This is a genomic window from Lacisediminihabitans profunda (assembly GCF_008040105.1).
In the GTDB taxonomy this organism is placed as follows: domain Bacteria; phylum Actinomycetota; class Actinomycetes; order Actinomycetales; family Microbacteriaceae; genus Lacisediminihabitans; species Lacisediminihabitans profunda.
Window position 1 is genome coordinate 372,761 of record NZ_VRMG01000004.1, and the last position, 17,681, is coordinate 390,441.

The window sequence follows — 17,681 nt, forward strand, 5'->3', positions numbered from 1 at the left end:
CTGGTTATGCAGGACAGCTTGTGCAGGACACGGTTGGGGTGTGGCGACCCGAACGGTCCCGGTCTGCAGGACGCTCCCGTCGGTTCTGCACCAATCGTCCTCGCCATCCGCCCGAGCCGTCCTGCACAACCCGTCCTGCCGTCCTGCACAACCCGTCCTGCCGTCCTGCACAACCCGTCCTGCACAACTGGAGTCTGCGGGGCGGGCACCCGTGGACGCCCGAGCCGTCCCGCACAACTCGTGCCAGGGGCAAGGGAGTGCCGCACAGCGGCGGGGACAGGCGGGCCCCACACCGCGATCGGAGCCCGCCCACCCATCAGCCGGTTAACCAACGTCCCTGGGCAGCACACCTAGTCCCGAATTGCGAAGGCCCCGAACCGCAACAGCGGAATTGCCGTCTCCTCCGGCGACCATGACCCGTGCTGGCCGACCATGGACCGGCCATGCTGGGCGACCGGCCGCGAGTCGTAGTAGGCGATGCCCTTGCGGGCGGCGACGATGATGTCCCCGATCCGCGGCACGACCTCCCGGTCGACGCGCGGCCCGAACCAGCCGGACTCGATCGCCTCGTCGCGGGAGACTATCCACGACCGGCTCCCCTCCGCCGCGCGCCACCGCTCGAGCACGGCCTGACGGTGGCCGAGGCTCGCGTCCGGTTCGAAGTGCAGTTGCAGCGCCCGAGGCTCACCGGCGACGAAGCGGATGCCGTCCACGAGCCCCGGATCGGTGTCGAACAGGATGTGGGAGCTCTGCGGCACGTCGAGCACGCCGTGGTCCGCCGTGAGCACGAGGCCCTCCCGGGCGCCGAGGTCGGCGGCGAAGGCACGCACTGTGGAGTCGAGCTCCTCGAGCACCGAGGTCCACAGCGGCGACTGCCAGCCGTGCGAGTGCGCGGCCTGGTCGAGCTCGGGAACGTAGACGTAGAGCAGTGCCCGGTCCACGGAGTCGAGAACGCGCCTGGCCTCCTCGAAGCGATCCGTCATCGTCGCGCCGCCGCGGTATTCCGCGCCCCGCAGCACCGCCCGGGTGAAACCGGACGAGCGGTAGCGTTCCGTGCCGATCGCGAACGACCGCACGCCGCGATCCCGAGCCCGTTCGAAAAGGGTGGGCACTCGCTGCCAGGTCTCCGGATCGAGGCGGTCGTCCCAGCCGCTGAGCTGGTTGACGACGCGGTCGTTCGCCGCGTCGAGCACCGTATAGCCGACGAGCCCGTGAACACCGGGTGGCTCCCCCGTCGTGAGGGTGGCGAGGGCCGACGCCGTCGTGGTCGGAAAGCGGGCGCCGATGGTGCTCGACGGCGAGAGCAGCGGGGCGAGGGTGCGCGAGTGACCGGCACGGGCCTTGAGAACCGATGCCCCGAGACCGTCCACGAGCAGCACGATCGCGGAGTCGACCCCCGGGAGGTCGAGCACGTTCGGTTCGCCCGCGAGGGATTTCATGCAACTTGGCACGACATCGGCAAGGCTAAACCGGTGCGATTTCGTGGCCGGTAACATGGGGGCAATCCTATGACTACTCCCGAAATCCCCACCGCACAGCCCGCCGGCGAACGAATCGACAATGTCGACGTCTCCGCCGAGATGGAAGGCTCGTTCCTCGAGTACGCATACTCGGTCATCTACTCCCGGGCCCTTCCTGACGCCCGGGACGGCCTCAAGCCGGTGCAGCGCCGCATCCTCTACCAGATGACCGAAATGGGCCTGCGCCCGGATCGCGGACACGTGAAGTCCGCGCGCGTCACCGGCGAGGTGATGGGCAAGCTCCACCCGCACGGCGACTCCTCGATCTACGACGCGATGGTGCGCCTCGCCCAGAGTTTCATCCTGCGGGTGCCCCTGATCGACGGGCACGGCAACTTCGGATCCCTCGACGACGGTCCGGCCGCCGCCCGCTACACCGAGGCGAGGCTCGCCCCGGCCGCGATGGCGATGACCGAGAACCTCGACGAGGACGTCGTCGACTTCGTTCCCAACTACGACAACCAGCTGACCCAGCCGGAGGTTCTCCCCTCCGCCTTCCCCAACCTGCTGGTGAACGGCGCGGCCGGTATCGCGGTCGGCATGGCCACGAACATGGCGCCGCACAACCTGATCGAGGTCGTGGGCGCCGCCCGGCACCTCATCGACAACCCGAACGCCTCGCTCGACGACCTCATGTCGTTCGTGCCGGGCCCCGACCTCCCCACCGGCGGCACCATCATCGGGCTCGCCGGAATCCGTGACGCCTACGAGACCGGCCGGGGCAGCTTCCGCACCCGCGCCAGGGTCTCGGTGGAGAACCTCACGGCGCGCAAGGTGGGCCTCGTGATCACCGAGCTGCCGTACATGGTCGGCGCGGAGAAGGTGATCGAGAAGATCAAGGACGGCGTCAACTCGAAGAAGCTCAGCGGCATCTCCGACGTCACCGACCTCACCGACCGACTGCACGGCACGCGGCTCGTCGTCGGCATCAAGACGGGGTTCAGTCCGGCTGCCGTGCTCGAGCAGCTGTACCGCTACACGCCGCTCGAGGACTCGTTCAACATCAACAACGTGGCGCTCGTCAACGGCGGCCCGAAGACGCTCGGCCTGCGCGAGCTGCTGCAGGTGTACATCGACCATCGCATCTCGGTCGTCACCCGCCGCAGCCAGTTCCGCCTCGCGCGCAAGAAGGACCGCCTGCACCTCGTGGAGGGCCTCCTCGTCGCGATCCTCGACATCGACGAGGTGATCCAGGTCATCCGCACGAGCGACGACTCGGAGGAGGCCCGCACCCGCCTCATCGACGTGTTCGACCTCAGCCAGATCCAGGCCGAATACATCCTCGAGCTCCGGCTTCGCCGACTGACCAAGTTCTCCCGGATCGAGCTCGAGGCCGAGCGTGACGAGCTGATGGCCGCCATCGCCGTGCTGGAGGAGCTGCTCTCGGTGCCGCAACGGGTGCGGCAGCTCGTGTCCGATGAGCTGGAGCAGGTGGCCGAGCAGTTCGGCACCCCGAGGCGCACGCTGCTCACCGAGGCCCGCCCCAGCGTCGCGACATCGTCCAGTTCGCGGTCGGCCCCCGTGCTCGAAATCGCGGACACTCCGTGCCTGGTCCTGCTCTCCACGACCGGCCGCGCCATCCGGGTCGACCTGCCGGAGAGCCCGTCGGATGCCCCGCCCCGGGCCGCGAGGCGCAGCAAGCACGACGCGATCCTCTCCTCCATCGTCACGACGAGCCGCGCAGAGATCGGGGCGATCACCTCGCTCGGCCGGCTCATCCGCCTCACCCCCGTGGACCTGCCGGTGGTGCCGGAGAACTCCGTGCAGCTCGCCGCCGGGGTGCGCATCGCGGACTACCTCGCCATCGACGGCAAGCGGGAGCGGGTGCTCTCCCTCGTCTCGCTCACCTCCGAGCAGCCGATCGCGATCGGAACCCGCCAGGGCGTGGTGAAGCGTCTCGCGCCCGGCGACCACCCGAACCGACCGGACTTCGAGGTCATCGCCCTCAAACCGGGCGACCAGGTCGTGGGGGTCAGGCAGTCCGGCGAGTCGGATGAACTGCTCTTCATCACCTCGGACGCCCAGCTGCTGCACTTCCCCGCCTCCGCCGTGCGCCCGCAGGGCCGCACCGCGGGGGGCATGGCGGGCATCAACCTCTCCGCCAAGGCCGAGGTGGTCTTCTTCGGTGCGATCGATCCGGCCGCCGATCCCGTCGTCGCCACCGTGTCGGGCAGCACGTCGACAATCGCCGGCACCGACCCCGGGCGAGCGAAGGTGTCGCTGCTCTCCGAGTTCCCCGGCAAGGGTCGGGCGACCGGCGGCGTGCGGGCGCACTCCTTCCTCAAGGGCGAGGACGTGCTCTCGGTCGCGTGGGCCGGTCCATCCCCCGCCCTCGCGGTCGGCCCGGACGGGTCGGTGCGCGCGCTCCCGGATGCCGGGGCGAAGCGGGATGCGTCCGGCACGCCACTCGACGGCGTCATCGGCTCCATCGGCACCTCCATCGCGCCCGACGCGGAAGCCGTCGAATAGCCGAACGGGAGCGGCTGCCCGACTCGCGGCGGGAGAGGCGCCTCGGCGGCGGGGGTTACGACTCCCTCCGCCAGCACTTCTCCCCGCCGAGGCCGGACGCAAGTCCCGCCGCGAGGTGCCGGCGCCGCCCTACCCCCGAATGTCGTCGACGACGATCTCATCGGGCGTCGCGAGCGCGGCGCGCACCTCGACGAACCGCACGAGGAAGCGGCGCTCGTCCAGCTTCTTCCGCCGCATCCAGCTCGTCACCTCGTCGTTGCTCTTGCTCGCATTGCACGCCCCGCAGGCCGGAACGATGTTGTCGAGCGTGTAGCGACCGCCTCGAGAGATGGGCTGCACGCAGTCGCGCTGCAACGGACGATCGCTCGCCCCGCAGTATGCACAGCCTCCCCACAGCCGTTGCAGCGTCGACCATTGGGCCGGGGTGAGATCGTGCTCGACCAGGGCCATACGCCGTTTGCGGCGACGGGCCGCCTTGGCAGCGCGACTGTTCGGGTGGAGCACGAGGTCAGCTTAAGCTGCCCAGGCGATCCGGGGCGTGACCGACCCGGGGATGATCCGGCGGCCTTCGCCGCCGGGACGAAGGTCACGTCGGGGTGCTGGCGACGGTTGTACAGTCGCGCACAGCAGCTTCATTTGTGAGTGCGTGCGTCTGGAGACGGACGCCTCCGCGGCGAAAGGATGCACTCATGACGATCCCCGGCGGCACACCGCAAGTGACGGCGAGCACCCCACGGCTTCAGCCACGATGGTTCATCAAGCTCTTCTGGAAGGCGCACCGAGCCGCGTTCCGGATCACCGGGGGCCGTCGTGGCCTGTGGGCGGCCAGGCCCGAACGCTGGGGAACCCTGTGGCTGACCACGACGGGACGCCGAAGCGGCCAGGAAAGGTCGGTGATCGTCGGCTACCTCGAGGATGGCCCGAACCTCGTGACCATGGCGATGAACGGGTGGGGCGAGGCAGAGCCCGCCTGGTGGCTGAACCTTCAGGCGAACCCACGGGCGCGGGTACGACTGGCCGAGGGCACCCGTGAGGTCGTCGCTCACGCGGCCATCGGAGAGGAACGTGTGCGGCTGTGGGATCGCTGGCGCGCGCTCGACAAGGATCTCGACGGGTATGCCCGCCGGCGCCCGGCCGAGACCGCGGTGGTGGTGCTCGAACCGGTGGCAGCACCGTCCTGAGTTCCCGGCCGCGGGAGGCGTTGCCACTTCTCGCGGCGGGAGATGAGTTGTCGGGGCGGGGGTTACAAGTCCCGCCGCGACAATATATCCCCGCCGTGAGCGCGCACGACTCCCTCCGCGGGTGAGGCACCTCCACAGGGATGAGTGACCTAGTAACATGAGGAAGTGTCCAACATCAGCAGGCTTGCGAACTCTTTCGGCGGAGCGGTGACGGCCTACGCTCGCGTTCCGGCATGCGAAGCTCTAGCCTGACCGCTCAGACCATGGCACCCTCGACGGTGAACCGCCCGTCGGCGTCGAAGCGGGCTGCGGAGACCCGCGTGACGAAGACCGGCAGGATCGGCCCGTAGAGATGCGGGAAAAGTTCGCCGCCGCCGTCCTCGAGCCTGACCTCGACGCCGGACTCGCTGGCGGCGGCCTCGTCGATCTCGAGCACGACGAGGGGCTCGGAGTCGTCGGCGTAGAACCGTGTCGCGACGGCGCCGAGCTGCGCCGCGGTCGAGGCGTGGATGAACCCGGTCGACTCGAGAGTCGCGCCGCGGCTCGACACGCGGTACGCGCCATCCCGCAGTGCGGCGGCCCAGTCGGCGGCGTGGGCGATGTGGAAGATGGTCACGCCCCGAGCCTAGGCGTCACCATCTAGCCACGCGGGTGTCCTAGGCTTCGCGAGTGACCTCCCAGCCAGCCCTGTCCCGTCGCCTCGGCCTGTCCGACGCGGTCTTCATCGGGCTCGGGTCGATGATCGGCGCCGGAGTCTTCGCCGCCTTCACCCCGGCGGCCCGCGCGGCGGGCAACGGCCTCCTCATCGGACTGGTCGTAGCCGCGATCGTGGCCTTCTGCAACGCGACCTCCTCGGCTCAGCTTGCCGCCGTGTATCCCTCCTCCGGCGGCACCTACGTCTACGGCCGGGAGCGGCTCGGACCGTGGTGGGGTTTTCTCGCCGGGTGGAGCTTCGTCATCGGCAAGATCGCGAGCTGTGCCGCCATGGCGCTCACCTTCGCCGCGTACGCCGCGCCGGCCGGCTGGGAACGCCCCGTCGCCGTCGCCGCCGTCGTGGGACTCGCCGCGGTCAACTACGTCGGCGTCACCCGCACCGCCCTCGTCACGAGGGTCATCGTCGTGATCTCCCTGCTCGCCCTCGCGGTCGTCGTCGCGGCCGGGGCGACCGAGGGGCCGGGCGCCGGCGCCTGGACCGGCGGAGCCCTCGTCTCGCACGGCTGGTACGGCATCCTGCAGTCGGCCGGTCTTCTCTTCTTCGCCTTCGCCGGCTACGCGCGCATCGCGACCATGGGCGAGGAGGTGCGCGACCCGTCGCGGACGATCCCGCTGGCCATCACCATCGCCCTCGCCATCACCGTCGTCGTCTACGGAGCGATCGCGGTGACCACCCTGGGTGCCCTCGGCGCTCCGGGCGTCGCCGCGTCGACCACCCCGCTCGCCGACACCGTGCGGGCCAGCGGATGGGCGTGGGCCGGCCTCGTGGTGCGGGTCGGCGCCGCGGCGGCCTCGCTCGGCGCCCTGCTCGCCCTCATCGCCGGGATCGGCCGCACGACCCTGGCCATGGCGCGCGAGGGCGACCTGCCCCGCTGGCTCGCGGCCGTGCATCCGCGCTACCGGGTGCCGCACCGCGCCGAGGTGGCGATCGCGGTCGTGGTCGTCACGCTCGTACTCACCATCGACCTCCGCGGGGCCATCGGCTTCTCCTCGTTCGGGGTACTGCTCTACTATTTCGTGGCCAACGTCGCGGCCCTCAGCCAGCCGCGAGAGCAGAGACGCTACCCCCGCGCAGTTCAGGTGGTCGGCGCCCTCGCCTGCCTGACCCTGGTCGTCACCCTGCCGGCCGCGGGCATCGTCGTCGGCGTGATCGTGATCCTCGCCGGGGTGGCCTACCGCCTCCTCTCTCGCCGAGCGAACCGGCGAAGAGCATGATGGCGTGACGGATCCCTGGCGGCACGGCGATGCCTTGGCCACCGTGCCGGCGTAACCCTAGACGTCGATACGCTCGCGGGAGAGCGCGTCCGAGCCGGCGATGATGAAGTCCTTGCGCGGGGCCACGTCGTTGCCCATGAGCAGCTCGAAGACCCGCTCGGCGTTGACGGCATCCGTGATCTGCACTCGACGGAGGGTGCGGTGTCTGCGGTCCATCGTGGTGTTCGCGAGCTGGTCGGCATCCATCTCGCCGAGGCCCTTGTAGCGCTGGATGGGGTCCTGGTAGCGCTTGTTGCTGCGCTTGAGCCCGGCCAGCACCCCGTTCAGTTCCGCCTCGGAGTACGTGTAGATGGTCTCGTTCGGCTTGGTGCCAGGGTTCATCACGATCACCCGGTGCAACGGCGGCACGGCCGCGTAGACCCGCCCGTCGCGGATCATGTCCGGCATGTAGCGGAAGAACAGCGTGAGCAGGAGGGTGCGGATGTGCGCGCCGTCGACATCCGCGTCGCTCATGATGATGACCTTGCCGTAGCGGGCGGAGGAGAGGTCGAAGCTGCGGCCGGACCCGGCTCCGATCACCTGGATGATCGACGCGCACTCCGAGTTCGACAGCATGTCCGAAACGGAGGCCTTCTGCACGTTGAGGATCTTGCCGCGGATCGGCAGCAGCGCCTGGTACTCGCTGTCCCGCGCGAGCTTGGCGGTGCCGAGGGCGGAGTCGCCCTCCACGATGAACAGCTCGCTGTTGGCGACGTCGTTCGATCGGCAGTCCACGAGCTTCGCGGGCAGCGACGAGTTCTCGAGCGCGTTCTTGCGGCGCTGGGTCTCCTTGTGGGCACGAGCGGAGATGCGCGACTTCATCTCGGCGACGATCTTGTCGAGCACGAGGGCGGACTGGGTCTTGTCGTCGCGCTTGCTCGATCCGAACCGTTCGGCCATCGTCTTCGCGACCACGTTCGCCACGATATTGCGTACCGCCGGGGTGCCGAGGATCTCCTTGGTCTGGCCCTCGAACTGCGGTTCGGGAAGCCGAACCGTCAGCACCGCGGTGAGGCCGGCCAGGATGTCGTCCTTCTCGATCTTCTCGACGCTGTTCGCTCCAGTGCCGACCTTCAACCGGCGGGCGTTCTGCTCGACCTGGGAACGCAGGAACTTGAGCATTCCCGCCTCGAAACCGGCCTGGTGCGTTCCGCCCTTCGGGGTGGCGATGATGTTGACGTAGCTGCGGAAAACCGTGTCGTAGCCGGTGCCCCAGCGCAGCGCGATGTCCACCTCGCACTCGCGCGAGAGCTCGGTCGCAACCATGTGGCCCTTGTCGTCGAGCACGGGGACCGTCTCGGTGAAGGTGCCGGCACCGCTCATGCGCCAGGTGTCGGTGAGGGCCGTGTCCGGGGCGAGGAAGTCGACGTATTCGGCGATGCCACCCTCGAAGCGGAAGGTCTCCCGCGTCGGCTCATCGCCGCGCTCGTCTCGGATGTCGATCCCCAGGCCGCGCACGAGGAAGGCGGTCTGCCGCGCCCGGGTGACCAGCTCCTCGGTCTGGAAGGTGGTGCCGCGGCTGAAGATCTGCGGATCGGCCCAGTACCGAACGCGCGTGCCGGTGACCCCCTTCGCCACCTTGCCGACGACCCGCAGCTCGCTACGACTCTCGAACGGGGTGAAGACCGCGCTCGGCGTCGGCTCGCCGAGGTCGGTGAAGATGCCGGGCTCTCCCCGGTGAAACGACATCGCCCAGGTCTTGCCGTCCCGGTCGACCTCGACGTCGAGCCGCTCGGAGAGGGCGTTGACGACGGAGGCGCCCACGCCGTGCAGTCCCCCGGAGGCGGCATACGATCCGCTGCCGAACTTTCCGCCGGCGTGCAGCTTGGTGAAGACCACTTCCACGCCGGAGAGGCCGGTCTTCGGCTCGATGTCCACCGGGATCCCGCGGGCCGTGTCCCGAACCTCGACGCTGTTGTCCTTGTGCAGGATCACGGAAATCTCTCCGCCGTGCCCGCCGAGTGCCTCGTCGACGGAGTTGTCGATGATCTCCCAGAGGCAGTGCATGAGACCGCGAGAGTCCGTGGAGCCGATGTACATTCCGGGCCGCTTGCGTACGGCCTCGAGGCCCTCCAACACCGACAGGTGCCTCGCCGAGTAATCGGAACTCGCCACGAATGTCTCCTCACGCCCGGCCCGTCTCCAGGGCATCAAGGAATGGATGGGAGCCGGACCGTGTTCTAGCTTAACGACAGCGGATGACACCGCCGCCGCACGACACCCCCCTAGAACTGGGTCTACGCGTTCAGCGAAATACAGGCCTTTTGTCGCCCCTTTGTAACATGGGCGTGTTTGTATAGGGGTAAGAAATTTTTCGATTAGGGAACTGGAGGAGCATCTCATGTCACAGATTGCACCCGAAACAACTGCACTGGACGAGGTCGACTCCAGCCACCAGCTCACCGCGTCCGACCGCTGCGACAGCTGCGGCGCCCAGGCGTACATTCGAGTGGCCATCGGTTCGAGCGAACTGTTCTTCTGTGCCCACCACGGCAAGAAGTACCAGGAGAAGCTCGCCGCGGTCGCGAGTGACTGGCACGACGAGTCGGCTCGCCTGCTGCAGGACCACCGCTCCTAAGCCAACGACGCTTCACCCCAGCGCCTCCGGCCTCGTGCCGGGGGCGCTGCGTGGTTAAGCGCCCTCGTTAGACCCCGACGTAGCGCCGCGGGATGCGCGGACTCAACCGAGTGACGATCTCCTCGCCGATGGTGCCGAGCGCGTCCCCCCACTCCTGCAGGGTGGGCTCACCACGCGTGCCTGGGCCCACCAGCACGGCGATGTCTCCGGTTCCCACCGGCGCGGCGCCGACCGCCACCTCGAGGCTGTCAACGTCGACCGACACGATGAGATAACGCTCTCCGCCGATCGCGAGCTCCATGGCCCCTGCCGCCGACCCCGGAATCCCGTCGCCGAATCCGGTGGCCACCGTGGCGAGGCCGTCGTTCACGGCGATCACCGGCGCGGCGAGGGTCAGCACCGGCTCCAAGCCGAGCGAGGCCGCGGTCACTCCCCCGCCCGGCGAGATGCCGTAGGAGAAGGCGCCCACCCGTACGAGGTCGAAGCGGGCGTCGGCGCGGGCGAACGACGCGGCACTCGCGGCAAGGTGTCGCACCGAGAATGCCGCCCCGAGCCCCTGGGCCATCGCTATGGCAGCGTGAAACTGCTCGATGGCCTCGCTGTCTTCGGCGTCCGACGCCTCAGCGATGTGGGTCCACACCCCCACGAGTTCCACGCGGTCTTCGAGCTCGAGGGCCCGCCGCACCAGCGACGGCCACTCCGCGGCGTCAGCCCCGTTGCGGTGCAGCCCGGTGTCGATCTTGAGATGCACGCGCGCCCGGCCCGCCGCGCCGGCCGTCGCAAGCTGGTCGAGCTGGTCGGCGGTCGAGACTCCGAGGTCGATTCCGGCCCCGATCGCGGCGGCGTAGTCCTCGACCGGCCCGAGCAGCCAGGCGAAGATCGCGACATCGTCGTGGATGCCCGCCTCCCGCAGGCGCAGCCCCGTGGCGATATCGAGGCTGCCGATCCAGCCGACTCCCGCCTCCACGGCAACCCGCGCGATGGGGAGCAACCCGTGCCCGTAGGCGTCCGCCTTGACGATGGCCATGAGGCCCGCGGGGGCCACACGGGTGCGGATGCGGTCGAGGTTTCGGCGGTACGCCGCGAGGTCGACCGTCACCTCGGCCCCGGTCACGACGTCACCCTCGGCAGGTGTCGCCCGAAGACCGAGGCCACCTCGGCCGCCGACCTGCCGATCGCCGCCGCCCACGCCGCCGCCGTCGGCTCACCCTGGCTTTCGTCGCCGAACACGACCGCCTCGTCCCCCACGCGCACCGTGTCTCCCCCGAGGTCGAGCACGAGCGCGTTCATGGCCACGCGGCCGGCGATCGTGCGGGCCCTTCCGCCGAGCAAGAGGGTTCCGATGTTGCTGGCTATGCGGTCGAGGCCGTCCGCGTAGCCGATGCCGACGAGGGCGAGGTTGGTGCGCGTCGTGGCGCGGTAGGTGTAGCCATACGACACGCCCTCCCCCGCCTCGATCGTCTTCGTCCCCACCACGAGCGCGCTCACCCGCATCGCCGGGCGCAGTTCGGCGTCCTCGACGAGGCCGTAGAGCGCCGCGCCCGCGGAGTACACCTCGTGGTCCTGCCCGGCGAGGGGCACCCCCGTGCTCGGGAGCCCGCGCCGCGCGACGATGTCCACGGTGATGCCCGCGTCCCTCAGCGCGCGCGCGTCGTCGAGTTCGCTCACCGCGAGGGTGGCAGCGCCACCCCGGAGGGCGGCCAGGGCGGACTCGACGGCACCGTGACCGTAGCCGTCCGCCGCGAGATCCGCGGCGAGCAGGCGCGGCCAGACCCGGGCGGCCAGCACCGCGGCGTTGTCGCTGATGGCGGAGAGGTCGACCTGCGCGCTGCACACGGCGGAACCGGGCATCCGGGCGTCGCTCACCGTCATCACCTCGTGGTCTTCGAAAGGCCTGGAGAGCCTAGATCCTCGAGAATACGTGCTTCGCGTTCGCCGCGATCACTTCACGCGCCCGCGCGGCGAAACGATCGAGGTCGGCGTTGGTCTGCGCCGGCGCGTAGTCGAAGCCGCGACGCGCCGCGATCGAGGCGATGATCGCATCCGTGAGCAGCGGGTTGAGGGGAAGCACCGGACCACCGACCTGCGTGCCGATGCTCGTGCCGTCGAGAACCCCCTCGACCGCTCCCTCGCTGTTGCCGGTGCCCGCCTCGAGGATCCCGAGCGGTTTGGCCTTCGAGTCGAGCGACCAGCGCGAGGCGTTGTCCTCGAAACCGACGACCTGTCCGAAGGGGGTGTCGACGATCACATAGCCGACCGAACGCTCCGGGATGCGGGTGGCCCGGAACGGCAGGATCCCGAGGCCGTCGAGCGTGCTGCCGTCCAGCAGCGTGATCGAGCGGCCGAGCAGTTCGGCCCCGGACCCGTAGGCGAACACGGGAACGTCGGCCGCGCGGTAGGCCCGGAGTCGGTCGCCGAGGGACACGAGATCGTCGTAGACGTTGCGCATCGCCGAGAGCGGGCCGTTCCCGACCACGACGAGGTCGACGTCGGTCGGAAGCTCGTTGCCGATGTGGTGTTCCACCACGGACACGGTCAGGCCGGCGTGCTCGAGGCGGGCGCGAAGCGCCATCACGTTTCCGCGGTCGCCGGCGACACCGAGCTCGTCGGGATACAACTGAACGATCGTGACCGTGGTGTTCATCGCTGGTTCTCCAGCTCGAGGAAGCCGATCTGCTTTCGCGCGAGCATCATGATCTCGTAGTTGACGATCCAGGTCTTGAGGCCGGTGGACGGCTTCGGGAGGGCGCGCATGAGCTCGATCGCCTTCTTCAGGTCGGGCTCGACGGCGCCGATGGCGATCCCCTCGTGCTCGAGCCGCAGGGCGATCTGCCAGGCCTTGGCACCGGTGACGACGTCCACGTGGTCGAGGGCGGCGAAGTCGATGTCGTAGATCCAGGAGATGTCCGGGGTGCCCTCGTCGATCGCGAGCAGCACCTGCTCCGGAGGCTCGGGGAGCGCGTCGAGGTTGAGTTGGAGGCTCGCCGCGTTCTTGAACATGACGAACTCGACCTGTTCGTTTCCGAAGTCGAGCAGCTCGCCTCGACCATAGGCGGGCTTCATGGCGGCGAAGGCGGCCGCCGAGGATGCCGCATCGAACCGGTCGCCGAGGATGACGGCCGCGGTCGCGAGCGCCGCCGCGGCGTCGATGGCGTAGTGCAGGCCCTTCGCCGGCAGGGTGACGTCGATCGTCGCGCCCGCGACGTCGATCGTCGCGCCGGCGCGATCCGTCGCGACGAGCTCGGCGAGGGCGTCGTGGTGCTCGGGCTCGATCGCCGCGTCTCGATAGTCCTTCGCGTTGAACAGACCGTGCGGTGCGCCCGCGATGAGCTCGGCGGAGGCCCCGAAGTAGCTGATGTCCGGAGCCGTCGTCGCGTCCCCGTCCGGGTAGCGTCGAGCGATCTTCGAGAGGTACGGGTCCTCGCGGTTGGTCACGATGTGCTGTCGCGCCTGTTGCGCGGTGTCGAGCATCATGTCCGCGACCCGCTCCGTCTCGTAGAAACGGTAGAGCTGGTCGACCTGGGTGTTGAGCACGAGGACGGTCGAGGGCGGCACGGTCGCCGCGAACTCGAGCGCGAACGCCTCATCCACCTCGAGCACCCCGATGTCGGCATCGAGGCGTCCGAGAACGCTCGACTCGGCGAGGATCGACGAGGCGATCCCCTGCGGAAGGTTGGCACCCGACGGGTTGGTGAACACCCGGAGGCCGTGGCCGCGCAGCACCTCGGTAAGCATGTGCGTGGTCGTCGACTTGCCGTTGGAGCCGAGAACGTACACGATTCCATACTCGAACTGCCCGGTGACGTCTTCGAGAAAACCGGGCGCGAGCTTCGTGGTGACGTAGCCCGGGAAGGCCGAGCCGCCGCCGCGAAGCTTCGCGAAGGCGCGCACGGTCTTGCCCAGCACCACGGGCACGAAGTACTTCAGACCGCTGGGCTTACCCCTGCCGGTCGGTTTACTCAAGATAGTCGCGCAGCGACTGCGACCGGGACGGGTGACGAAGCTTCGCCATCGTCTTGGACTCGATCTGGCGGATGCGCTCGCGCGTCACGCCGAAGGTGTCGCCGATCTGGTCGAGGGTCTTCGGCATTCCGTCGCCCAGGCCGAACCTCATCCGGATCACTCCGGCCTCGCGCTCGGACAGGGAGTCGAGAAGCGACTCGAGCTGCTTCTGCAGCATCGTGAAGCCCACCGCATCCGCGGGGACGACGGCCTCGGTGTCTTCGATGAGGTCGCCGAACTCGCTGTCGCCGTCCTCACCGAGGGGCGTGTGCAGCGAAATCGGCTCTCGGCCGTACTTCTGCACCTCGATGACCTTCTCCGGCGTCATGTCGAGCTCGCGGCTCAGCTCCTCCGGAGTCGGTTCGCGACCGAGGTCCTGCAGCATCTGTCGCTGCACGCGGGCGAGCTTGTTGATGACCTCGACCATGTGCACCGGGATGCGGATGGTGCGGGCCTGGTCGGCCATGGCGCGCGTGATCGCCTGGCGGATCCACCAGGTGGCATAGGTGGAGAACTTGAAACCCTTGGTGTAGTCGAACTTCTCGACCGCACGGATGAGGCCCAGGTTTCCTTCCTGGATCAGGTCGAGAAACTGCATCCCGCGACCCGTGTAGCGCTTGGCAAGGGAGACGACGAGTCGGAGGTTCGCTCCGAGCAGGTGGCTCTTGGCCCGCTGCCCGTCCTTCGCCACCCAGGAGAGCTCGCGGCCCAGCTGGGACTTGAGCTCGGCGGGAGTCATCTGCGAGAGCTTGTCCTCCGCGAACAGGCCGGCCTCGATGCGCATCGCGAGCTCGACCTCTTCTGCGGCGTTGAGCAGCGCGACCTTGCCGATCTGCTTCAGGTAGTCCTTGACCGGGTCTGCCGTGGCGCCGGTGATGGCCGACGAGTAGACCGGGACCTCGTCTTCGTCGTCGACGAGCGACAGCACGAGCGCGCCGCTGGGCAGCGACTCTTCCTTCTCGTCCTTCTCATCCTTGTCGTCGTCTGAATCGTCGGTGGCGTCTTCCTTGACGTCCTCGACATCCTTCACGTCTTCGACCACGACGACCACGTCGACGTCGACGTCCTCGTCGATCTCCTCGACGTCGATCGCCTCCTCGGCGTCGTCGGACTTCGACTTGGTGGATTTCTTGGCCGGGGCCTTCTTGGCCGCGGCAGCCTTCGCCGGAGCCTTCGCCGGGGTCTTTGTCGTGGCCTTCTTGGCCGTGGTCTTCGGCGCCGTCGCGGTCTGGTCGGCAGTGACCTCTTCTACTGCCGCCGTGTCGGCGAGAGTGGTGGATTTGGTGGTGGTGGCCATTCGGACACCTTTCGCATCGGATCGAGAACAAACTGCTGTGTGTGTAGTGCCGACCGGATCGAGCAGCACGCACGCTTGGCACGCTGTGCGGTTGAGCACGCTACGCGATGTCGCACGAATTGTGGGCAGCACTAAGACCCATGTCAAGTCCTGGGCCGTTGCACAACGAATGAGCAAATACGCCCCGTCAACTAGAACGGGTCTTACGTCAATTATTGCACGCTTTGCCGGCACCCCTTGCCAATTCGGCGCATTCGCTATATCTTGTGCCGTCGTAGCGCTCTGGAGAGTGCAACCCAGAGCGGTGCCACCCGTATTCCCTCGTCTTCGTGCAGGCGTCGGCGGGTGCTCCTCCGTGCCAGCAGCAGGAAGATCACGCCGGCTCCCACCACCGCGTACTGCACAGTGAGGGCGACGCGGAACGACTCCCAGGCGAAGACGTCGCTCGCCGCCCCGCTGTCCATACGAAGCCGGTTGAGCACGTCGAGAACCAGTCCGATGAGGTACATCATCACGAAGCTCGCGAGAAAGCCCCCCACGTTCACGACCCCGTTCGCCGAGCCGAGGCTGCGCATCGGGTTGAAGGTGCGGGCGAAGTCGAAGCTGATGAGCGACCCGGGGCCTCCGATTCCGAGCACGATGATCAGGATGACCACGACGACGAACGGCGGACGCCCCGGCCAGAGCAGCAGCACCGTCCACGCGATCCCGATCATGGTCACGATCGCCAGCACGAGATTCGACCGGCGCAGGGGGAAGCGGGCGGTGAGCAGGCCAAGGATCGGTCCGCTCACAACGCCGGCGCCCACGATCAGGGTGAGCAGCCCGGAGGCCGTCGCGGGGCTGTAGCCGAGCCCGGCGGTGAGCATCGGAAACCCCCAGAGCAGACTGAAGACGGTGCCAGACGACTGGGTGGTGAAGTGAGACCAGAAGCCGAGCCGGGTTCCCGGCCGGGCGAGCGCCTCCCGCAACTGGTGCATCGCGTGGCGCCAGGTCGTGACCCGGTCCGCCCGCGCGGCATCCGCCGCTCCGTTGGAAAGGAGCACGAGCACCAGCACGAGGGCGAGGGCGGACATCGACGCGGCGGAGAGGAAGGCCGGAGTCCACCCATAGGTATGGAGCAGGAAGGAGAGCGGGAGGGCGGACAGCACCTGGCCGAGTTGGCCGAGGTTGCCCGTCCACTGCGAGACCTGCGGAAGGAGCCGCCCGTTGAACCAGGACGCCAGGAGCCGGATCACCGAGATGAAGGTCATCGCATCGCCGGCACCGACGAGCACGCGGCCGACGATCGCGATGCCGATCGACGGAGCCAGTGCCAGCACGACCTGTCCCACGAGCATGAGGAGGGCCCCGGCGGCGACGAGCGCCTTCGGGCCGACCCTGTCGAGCACGACCCCCACCGGAATCTGCAGCGCCGCGTAGACGATGATCTGCACGACGGCGAGGCTGGAGAGCACCGACGCCGACACCTCGAAGCGATGGGCGGCCTCGATGCCCGAGACACCGAGCGACGACCGCTGCAGCACGCCGACGATATAGGCGAAGATGGCGATCGCCCAGATGAGCCAGGATCGCCGAGAATTCACTAGTCAACAGTAGACCGGCGGAACGCCATCGACATCCGACCCGCGTCAGGCAGTGGCGATTCGGTCAGTGGCGATCAGGCGAGGGTCGGCGGATCGCTCTCGCCCTTGCGGCGCGTCGCGAGGAAATTCTCGAGCTCGGCGGCGATTTCGTCGGCCGACGGGAGCTCGCCGTCCTGGTCGGTGAGCGGCGACCGCAGGGGGTTGCCTTCCATGTAGGAGTCGTGACGCTCCTCGAGCGCCCCCACGAGCTTCGCGAGCTCCTGGTTCGTCTCGATCTGGCTGTCGATCTTGGAGAGGAAGTCCCGCCCCTCGTCGCGCAGCCGGTCGGTGGGGAAGATCAGTCCGGTCGCGGCGCTGATGCTCTCGAGTGCCTTCACCGCGGCATCCGGGTACTCGGTGTCCGCGAGGTAGTGGGGCACGAGGAGCACGAAACCGACCGTGGGATGGTCGAGTTGCTGCAGTCGGTACTCCACCAGGTGAAGGGCGTTGGCTGGCACCTGGGTGCGCGGCTTCCACACCGACATGGCATCGATCAGTTCGACGCGGTTGCCGCTGACGGTCACGCCGATCGGGCGGGTGTGCGGCGTCGGCATCGGGATGGCGTGCACCCACGTCGTGGTCTTCACCTTGAACCGAGTGATGAGTTGAAGCACCGCGGCGGAGAACCTCTCCCACTGGAAGTCCGGCTCGAAACCGGTGAGGAAGAGGAACCGCTGGCCTATCTCGTCGGTGCCGAGGTAGAGCCCGAGTCTCGGCGGCCGGTAGTCGGTGAGGTGGTCCTGGTCGAAGTAGATCACCGGGCGGCGGGCACGGAAGTCGAGCAGTTCGTCCGCATCGAAGCTCGCGATGAGCCGCTGGTCTATCGAGTCGACGAGATACTCACCCAACTGGGTGACGGCGGCCCCGGCGTCGGCGAAACCGGTGAGTCCGGCCACCAAATGCAGGCCTTCCGGCACGTCGATGACGTCCGGGGTCAATTCGTAGAGGCCTTCTGGGTCGCGCATAGTTTCACTCTAACCGCGGCACCGGACCGCGAACTCGAGATCTGGCCGAGAGGCTTCATGCCGTGAGCGAACAGGC

The 17,681-nt window shown here is 68.4% G+C and carries 15 protein-coding genes; 4 read left to right on the forward strand and 11 right to left on the reverse strand.

Going from position 1 to position 17,681, the window contains the following annotated elements; translation table 11 throughout:
* Positions 1 to 350 precede the first annotated feature (350 nt).
* Positions 351 to 1,439, reverse strand: coding sequence for an alkaline phosphatase family protein (locus FVP33_RS04335; protein WP_246142164.1), 1,089 nt, complete (start codon positions 1,437 to 1,439; stop codon positions 351 to 353).
* A 69-nt stretch (positions 1,440 to 1,508) separates the two neighbouring features.
* Here FVP33_RS04335 and FVP33_RS04340 point away from each other — a divergent pair, with 69 nt between their 5' ends.
* The gene (locus FVP33_RS04340; RefSeq protein WP_147782395.1) at positions 1,509 to 3,989 is read left to right on the forward strand and encodes a DNA gyrase/topoisomerase IV subunit A; all 2,481 of its coding nucleotides are present in this window, start codon (positions 1,509 to 1,511) and stop codon (positions 3,987 to 3,989) included.
* Positions 3,990 to 4,118: 129 nt separating this feature from the next.
* Here FVP33_RS04340 and FVP33_RS04345 read toward each other — a convergent pair whose 3' ends face one another.
* The gene (locus FVP33_RS04345; RefSeq protein ID WP_342779842.1) at positions 4,119 to 4,493 is read right to left on the reverse strand and encodes an HNH endonuclease; all 375 of its coding nucleotides are present in this window, start codon (positions 4,491 to 4,493) and stop codon (positions 4,119 to 4,121) included.
* A 185-nt stretch (positions 4,494 to 4,678) separates the two neighbouring features.
* Here FVP33_RS04345 and FVP33_RS04350 point away from each other — a divergent pair, with 185 nt between their 5' ends.
* Complete coding sequence (locus FVP33_RS04350) at positions 4,679 to 5,170, forward strand: nitroreductase/quinone reductase family protein (RefSeq protein WP_147782396.1); 492 nt, start codon at positions 4,679 to 4,681, stop codon at positions 5,168 to 5,170.
* 256 nt (positions 5,171 to 5,426) lie between these two features.
* On the opposite strand, the gene FVP33_RS04355 is transcribed toward FVP33_RS04350, so the two are convergent.
* Entirely contained in the window at positions 5,427 to 5,786 is a 360-nt protein-coding gene (locus FVP33_RS04355) for a DUF952 domain-containing protein (RefSeq protein WP_147782397.1), read from the reverse strand.
* A 53-nt stretch (positions 5,787 to 5,839) separates the two neighbouring features.
* Between FVP33_RS04355 and FVP33_RS04360 the strand changes: the two genes are divergently transcribed.
* Complete coding sequence (locus FVP33_RS04360) at positions 5,840 to 7,099, forward strand: APC family permease (protein WP_147782398.1); 1,260 nt, start codon at positions 5,840 to 5,842, stop codon at positions 7,097 to 7,099.
* A gap of 57 nt (positions 7,100 to 7,156) precedes the next feature.
* Here FVP33_RS04360 and FVP33_RS04365 read toward each other — a convergent pair whose 3' ends face one another.
* The gene (locus FVP33_RS04365) at positions 7,157 to 9,253 is read right to left on the reverse strand and encodes a DNA gyrase/topoisomerase IV subunit B (protein ID WP_147782399.1); all 2,097 of its coding nucleotides are present in this window, start codon (positions 9,251 to 9,253) and stop codon (positions 7,157 to 7,159) included.
* A 226-nt stretch (positions 9,254 to 9,479) separates the two neighbouring features.
* On the opposite strand from FVP33_RS04365, the gene FVP33_RS04370 reads away from it, so the two are divergent.
* Positions 9,480 to 9,716 carry a DUF7455 domain-containing protein gene (locus FVP33_RS04370; protein ID WP_147782400.1) on the forward strand — a complete coding sequence of 79 codons (237 nt, stop codon included), beginning with the start codon at positions 9,480 to 9,482 and terminating at the stop codon, positions 9,714 to 9,716.
* A 67-nt stretch (positions 9,717 to 9,783) separates the two neighbouring features.
* On the opposite strand, the gene FVP33_RS04375 is transcribed toward FVP33_RS04370, so the two are convergent.
* From FVP33_RS04375 to FVP33_RS04405, 7 genes are all read right to left on the reverse strand, one after another.
* Positions 9,784 to 10,830 carry an alanine racemase gene (locus FVP33_RS04375; protein WP_147782401.1) on the reverse strand — a complete coding sequence of 349 codons (1,047 nt, stop codon included), beginning with the start codon at positions 10,828 to 10,830 and terminating at the stop codon, positions 9,784 to 9,786.
* Positions 10,827 to 11,582: an alanine racemase gene (locus tag FVP33_RS04380; RefSeq protein ID WP_187270568.1), complete on the reverse strand. Its 756-nt coding sequence runs from the start codon at positions 11,580 to 11,582 to the stop codon at positions 10,827 to 10,829. The genes FVP33_RS04375 and FVP33_RS04380 overlap by 4 nt, the downstream gene beginning before the upstream one ends.
* 37 nt (positions 11,583 to 11,619) lie before the next feature.
* Positions 11,620 to 12,360: a type 1 glutamine amidotransferase gene (locus FVP33_RS04385; protein WP_147782403.1), complete on the reverse strand. Its 741-nt coding sequence runs from the start codon at positions 12,358 to 12,360 to the stop codon at positions 11,620 to 11,622.
* Entirely contained in the window at positions 12,357 to 13,679 is a 1,323-nt protein-coding gene (locus FVP33_RS04390) for a MurT ligase domain-containing protein (RefSeq protein WP_246142165.1), read from the reverse strand. The genes FVP33_RS04385 and FVP33_RS04390 overlap by 4 nt, the downstream gene beginning before the upstream one ends.
* Positions 13,672 to 15,015, reverse strand: a complete 1,344-nt coding sequence (locus FVP33_RS04395) for an RNA polymerase sigma factor (protein ID WP_147782404.1) — start codon at positions 15,013 to 15,015, stop codon at positions 13,672 to 13,674. The genes FVP33_RS04390 and FVP33_RS04395 overlap by 8 nt, the downstream gene beginning before the upstream one ends.
* Before the next feature lie 257 nt (positions 15,016 to 15,272).
* Positions 15,273 to 16,601 carry an MFS transporter gene (locus FVP33_RS04400; RefSeq protein WP_147782405.1) on the reverse strand — a complete coding sequence of 443 codons (1,329 nt, stop codon included), beginning with the start codon at positions 16,599 to 16,601 and terminating at the stop codon, positions 15,273 to 15,275.
* A gap of 74 nt (positions 16,602 to 16,675) precedes the next feature.
* Positions 16,676 to 17,605 carry a proteasome assembly chaperone family protein gene (locus FVP33_RS04405; RefSeq protein ID WP_147782406.1) on the reverse strand — a complete coding sequence of 310 codons (930 nt, stop codon included), beginning with the start codon at positions 17,603 to 17,605 and terminating at the stop codon, positions 16,676 to 16,678.
* Positions 17,606 to 17,681 lie beyond the last annotated feature (76 nt).

What these genes read in the sequence shown, in the direction of transcription:
- FVP33_RS04395 (WP_147782404.1), bottom strand. Translation starts at nt 15,015, where the DNA reads ATGGCCACCACCACCAAATCCACCACTCTCGCCGACACGGCGGCAGTA.
- FVP33_RS04405 (WP_147782406.1), bottom strand. Translation starts at nt 17,605, where the DNA reads ATGCGCGACCCAGAAGGCCTCTACGAATTGACCCCGGACGTCATCGAC.
- FVP33_RS04335 (WP_246142164.1), bottom strand. Translation starts at nt 1,439, where the DNA reads ATGAAATCCCTCGCGGGCGAACCGAACGTGCTCGACCTCCCGGGGGTC.
- FVP33_RS04340 (WP_147782395.1), top strand. Translation starts at nt 1,509, where the DNA reads ATGACTACTCCCGAAATCCCCACCGCACAGCCCGCCGGCGAACGAATC.
- FVP33_RS04385 (WP_147782403.1), bottom strand. Translation starts at nt 12,360, where the DNA reads ATGAACACCACGGTCACGATCGTTCAGTTGTATCCCGACGAGCTCGGT.
- FVP33_RS04350 (WP_147782396.1), top strand. Translation starts at nt 4,679, where the DNA reads ATGACGATCCCCGGCGGCACACCGCAAGTGACGGCGAGCACCCCACGG.
- FVP33_RS04370 (WP_147782400.1), top strand. Translation starts at nt 9,480, where the DNA reads ATGTCACAGATTGCACCCGAAACAACTGCACTGGACGAGGTCGACTCC.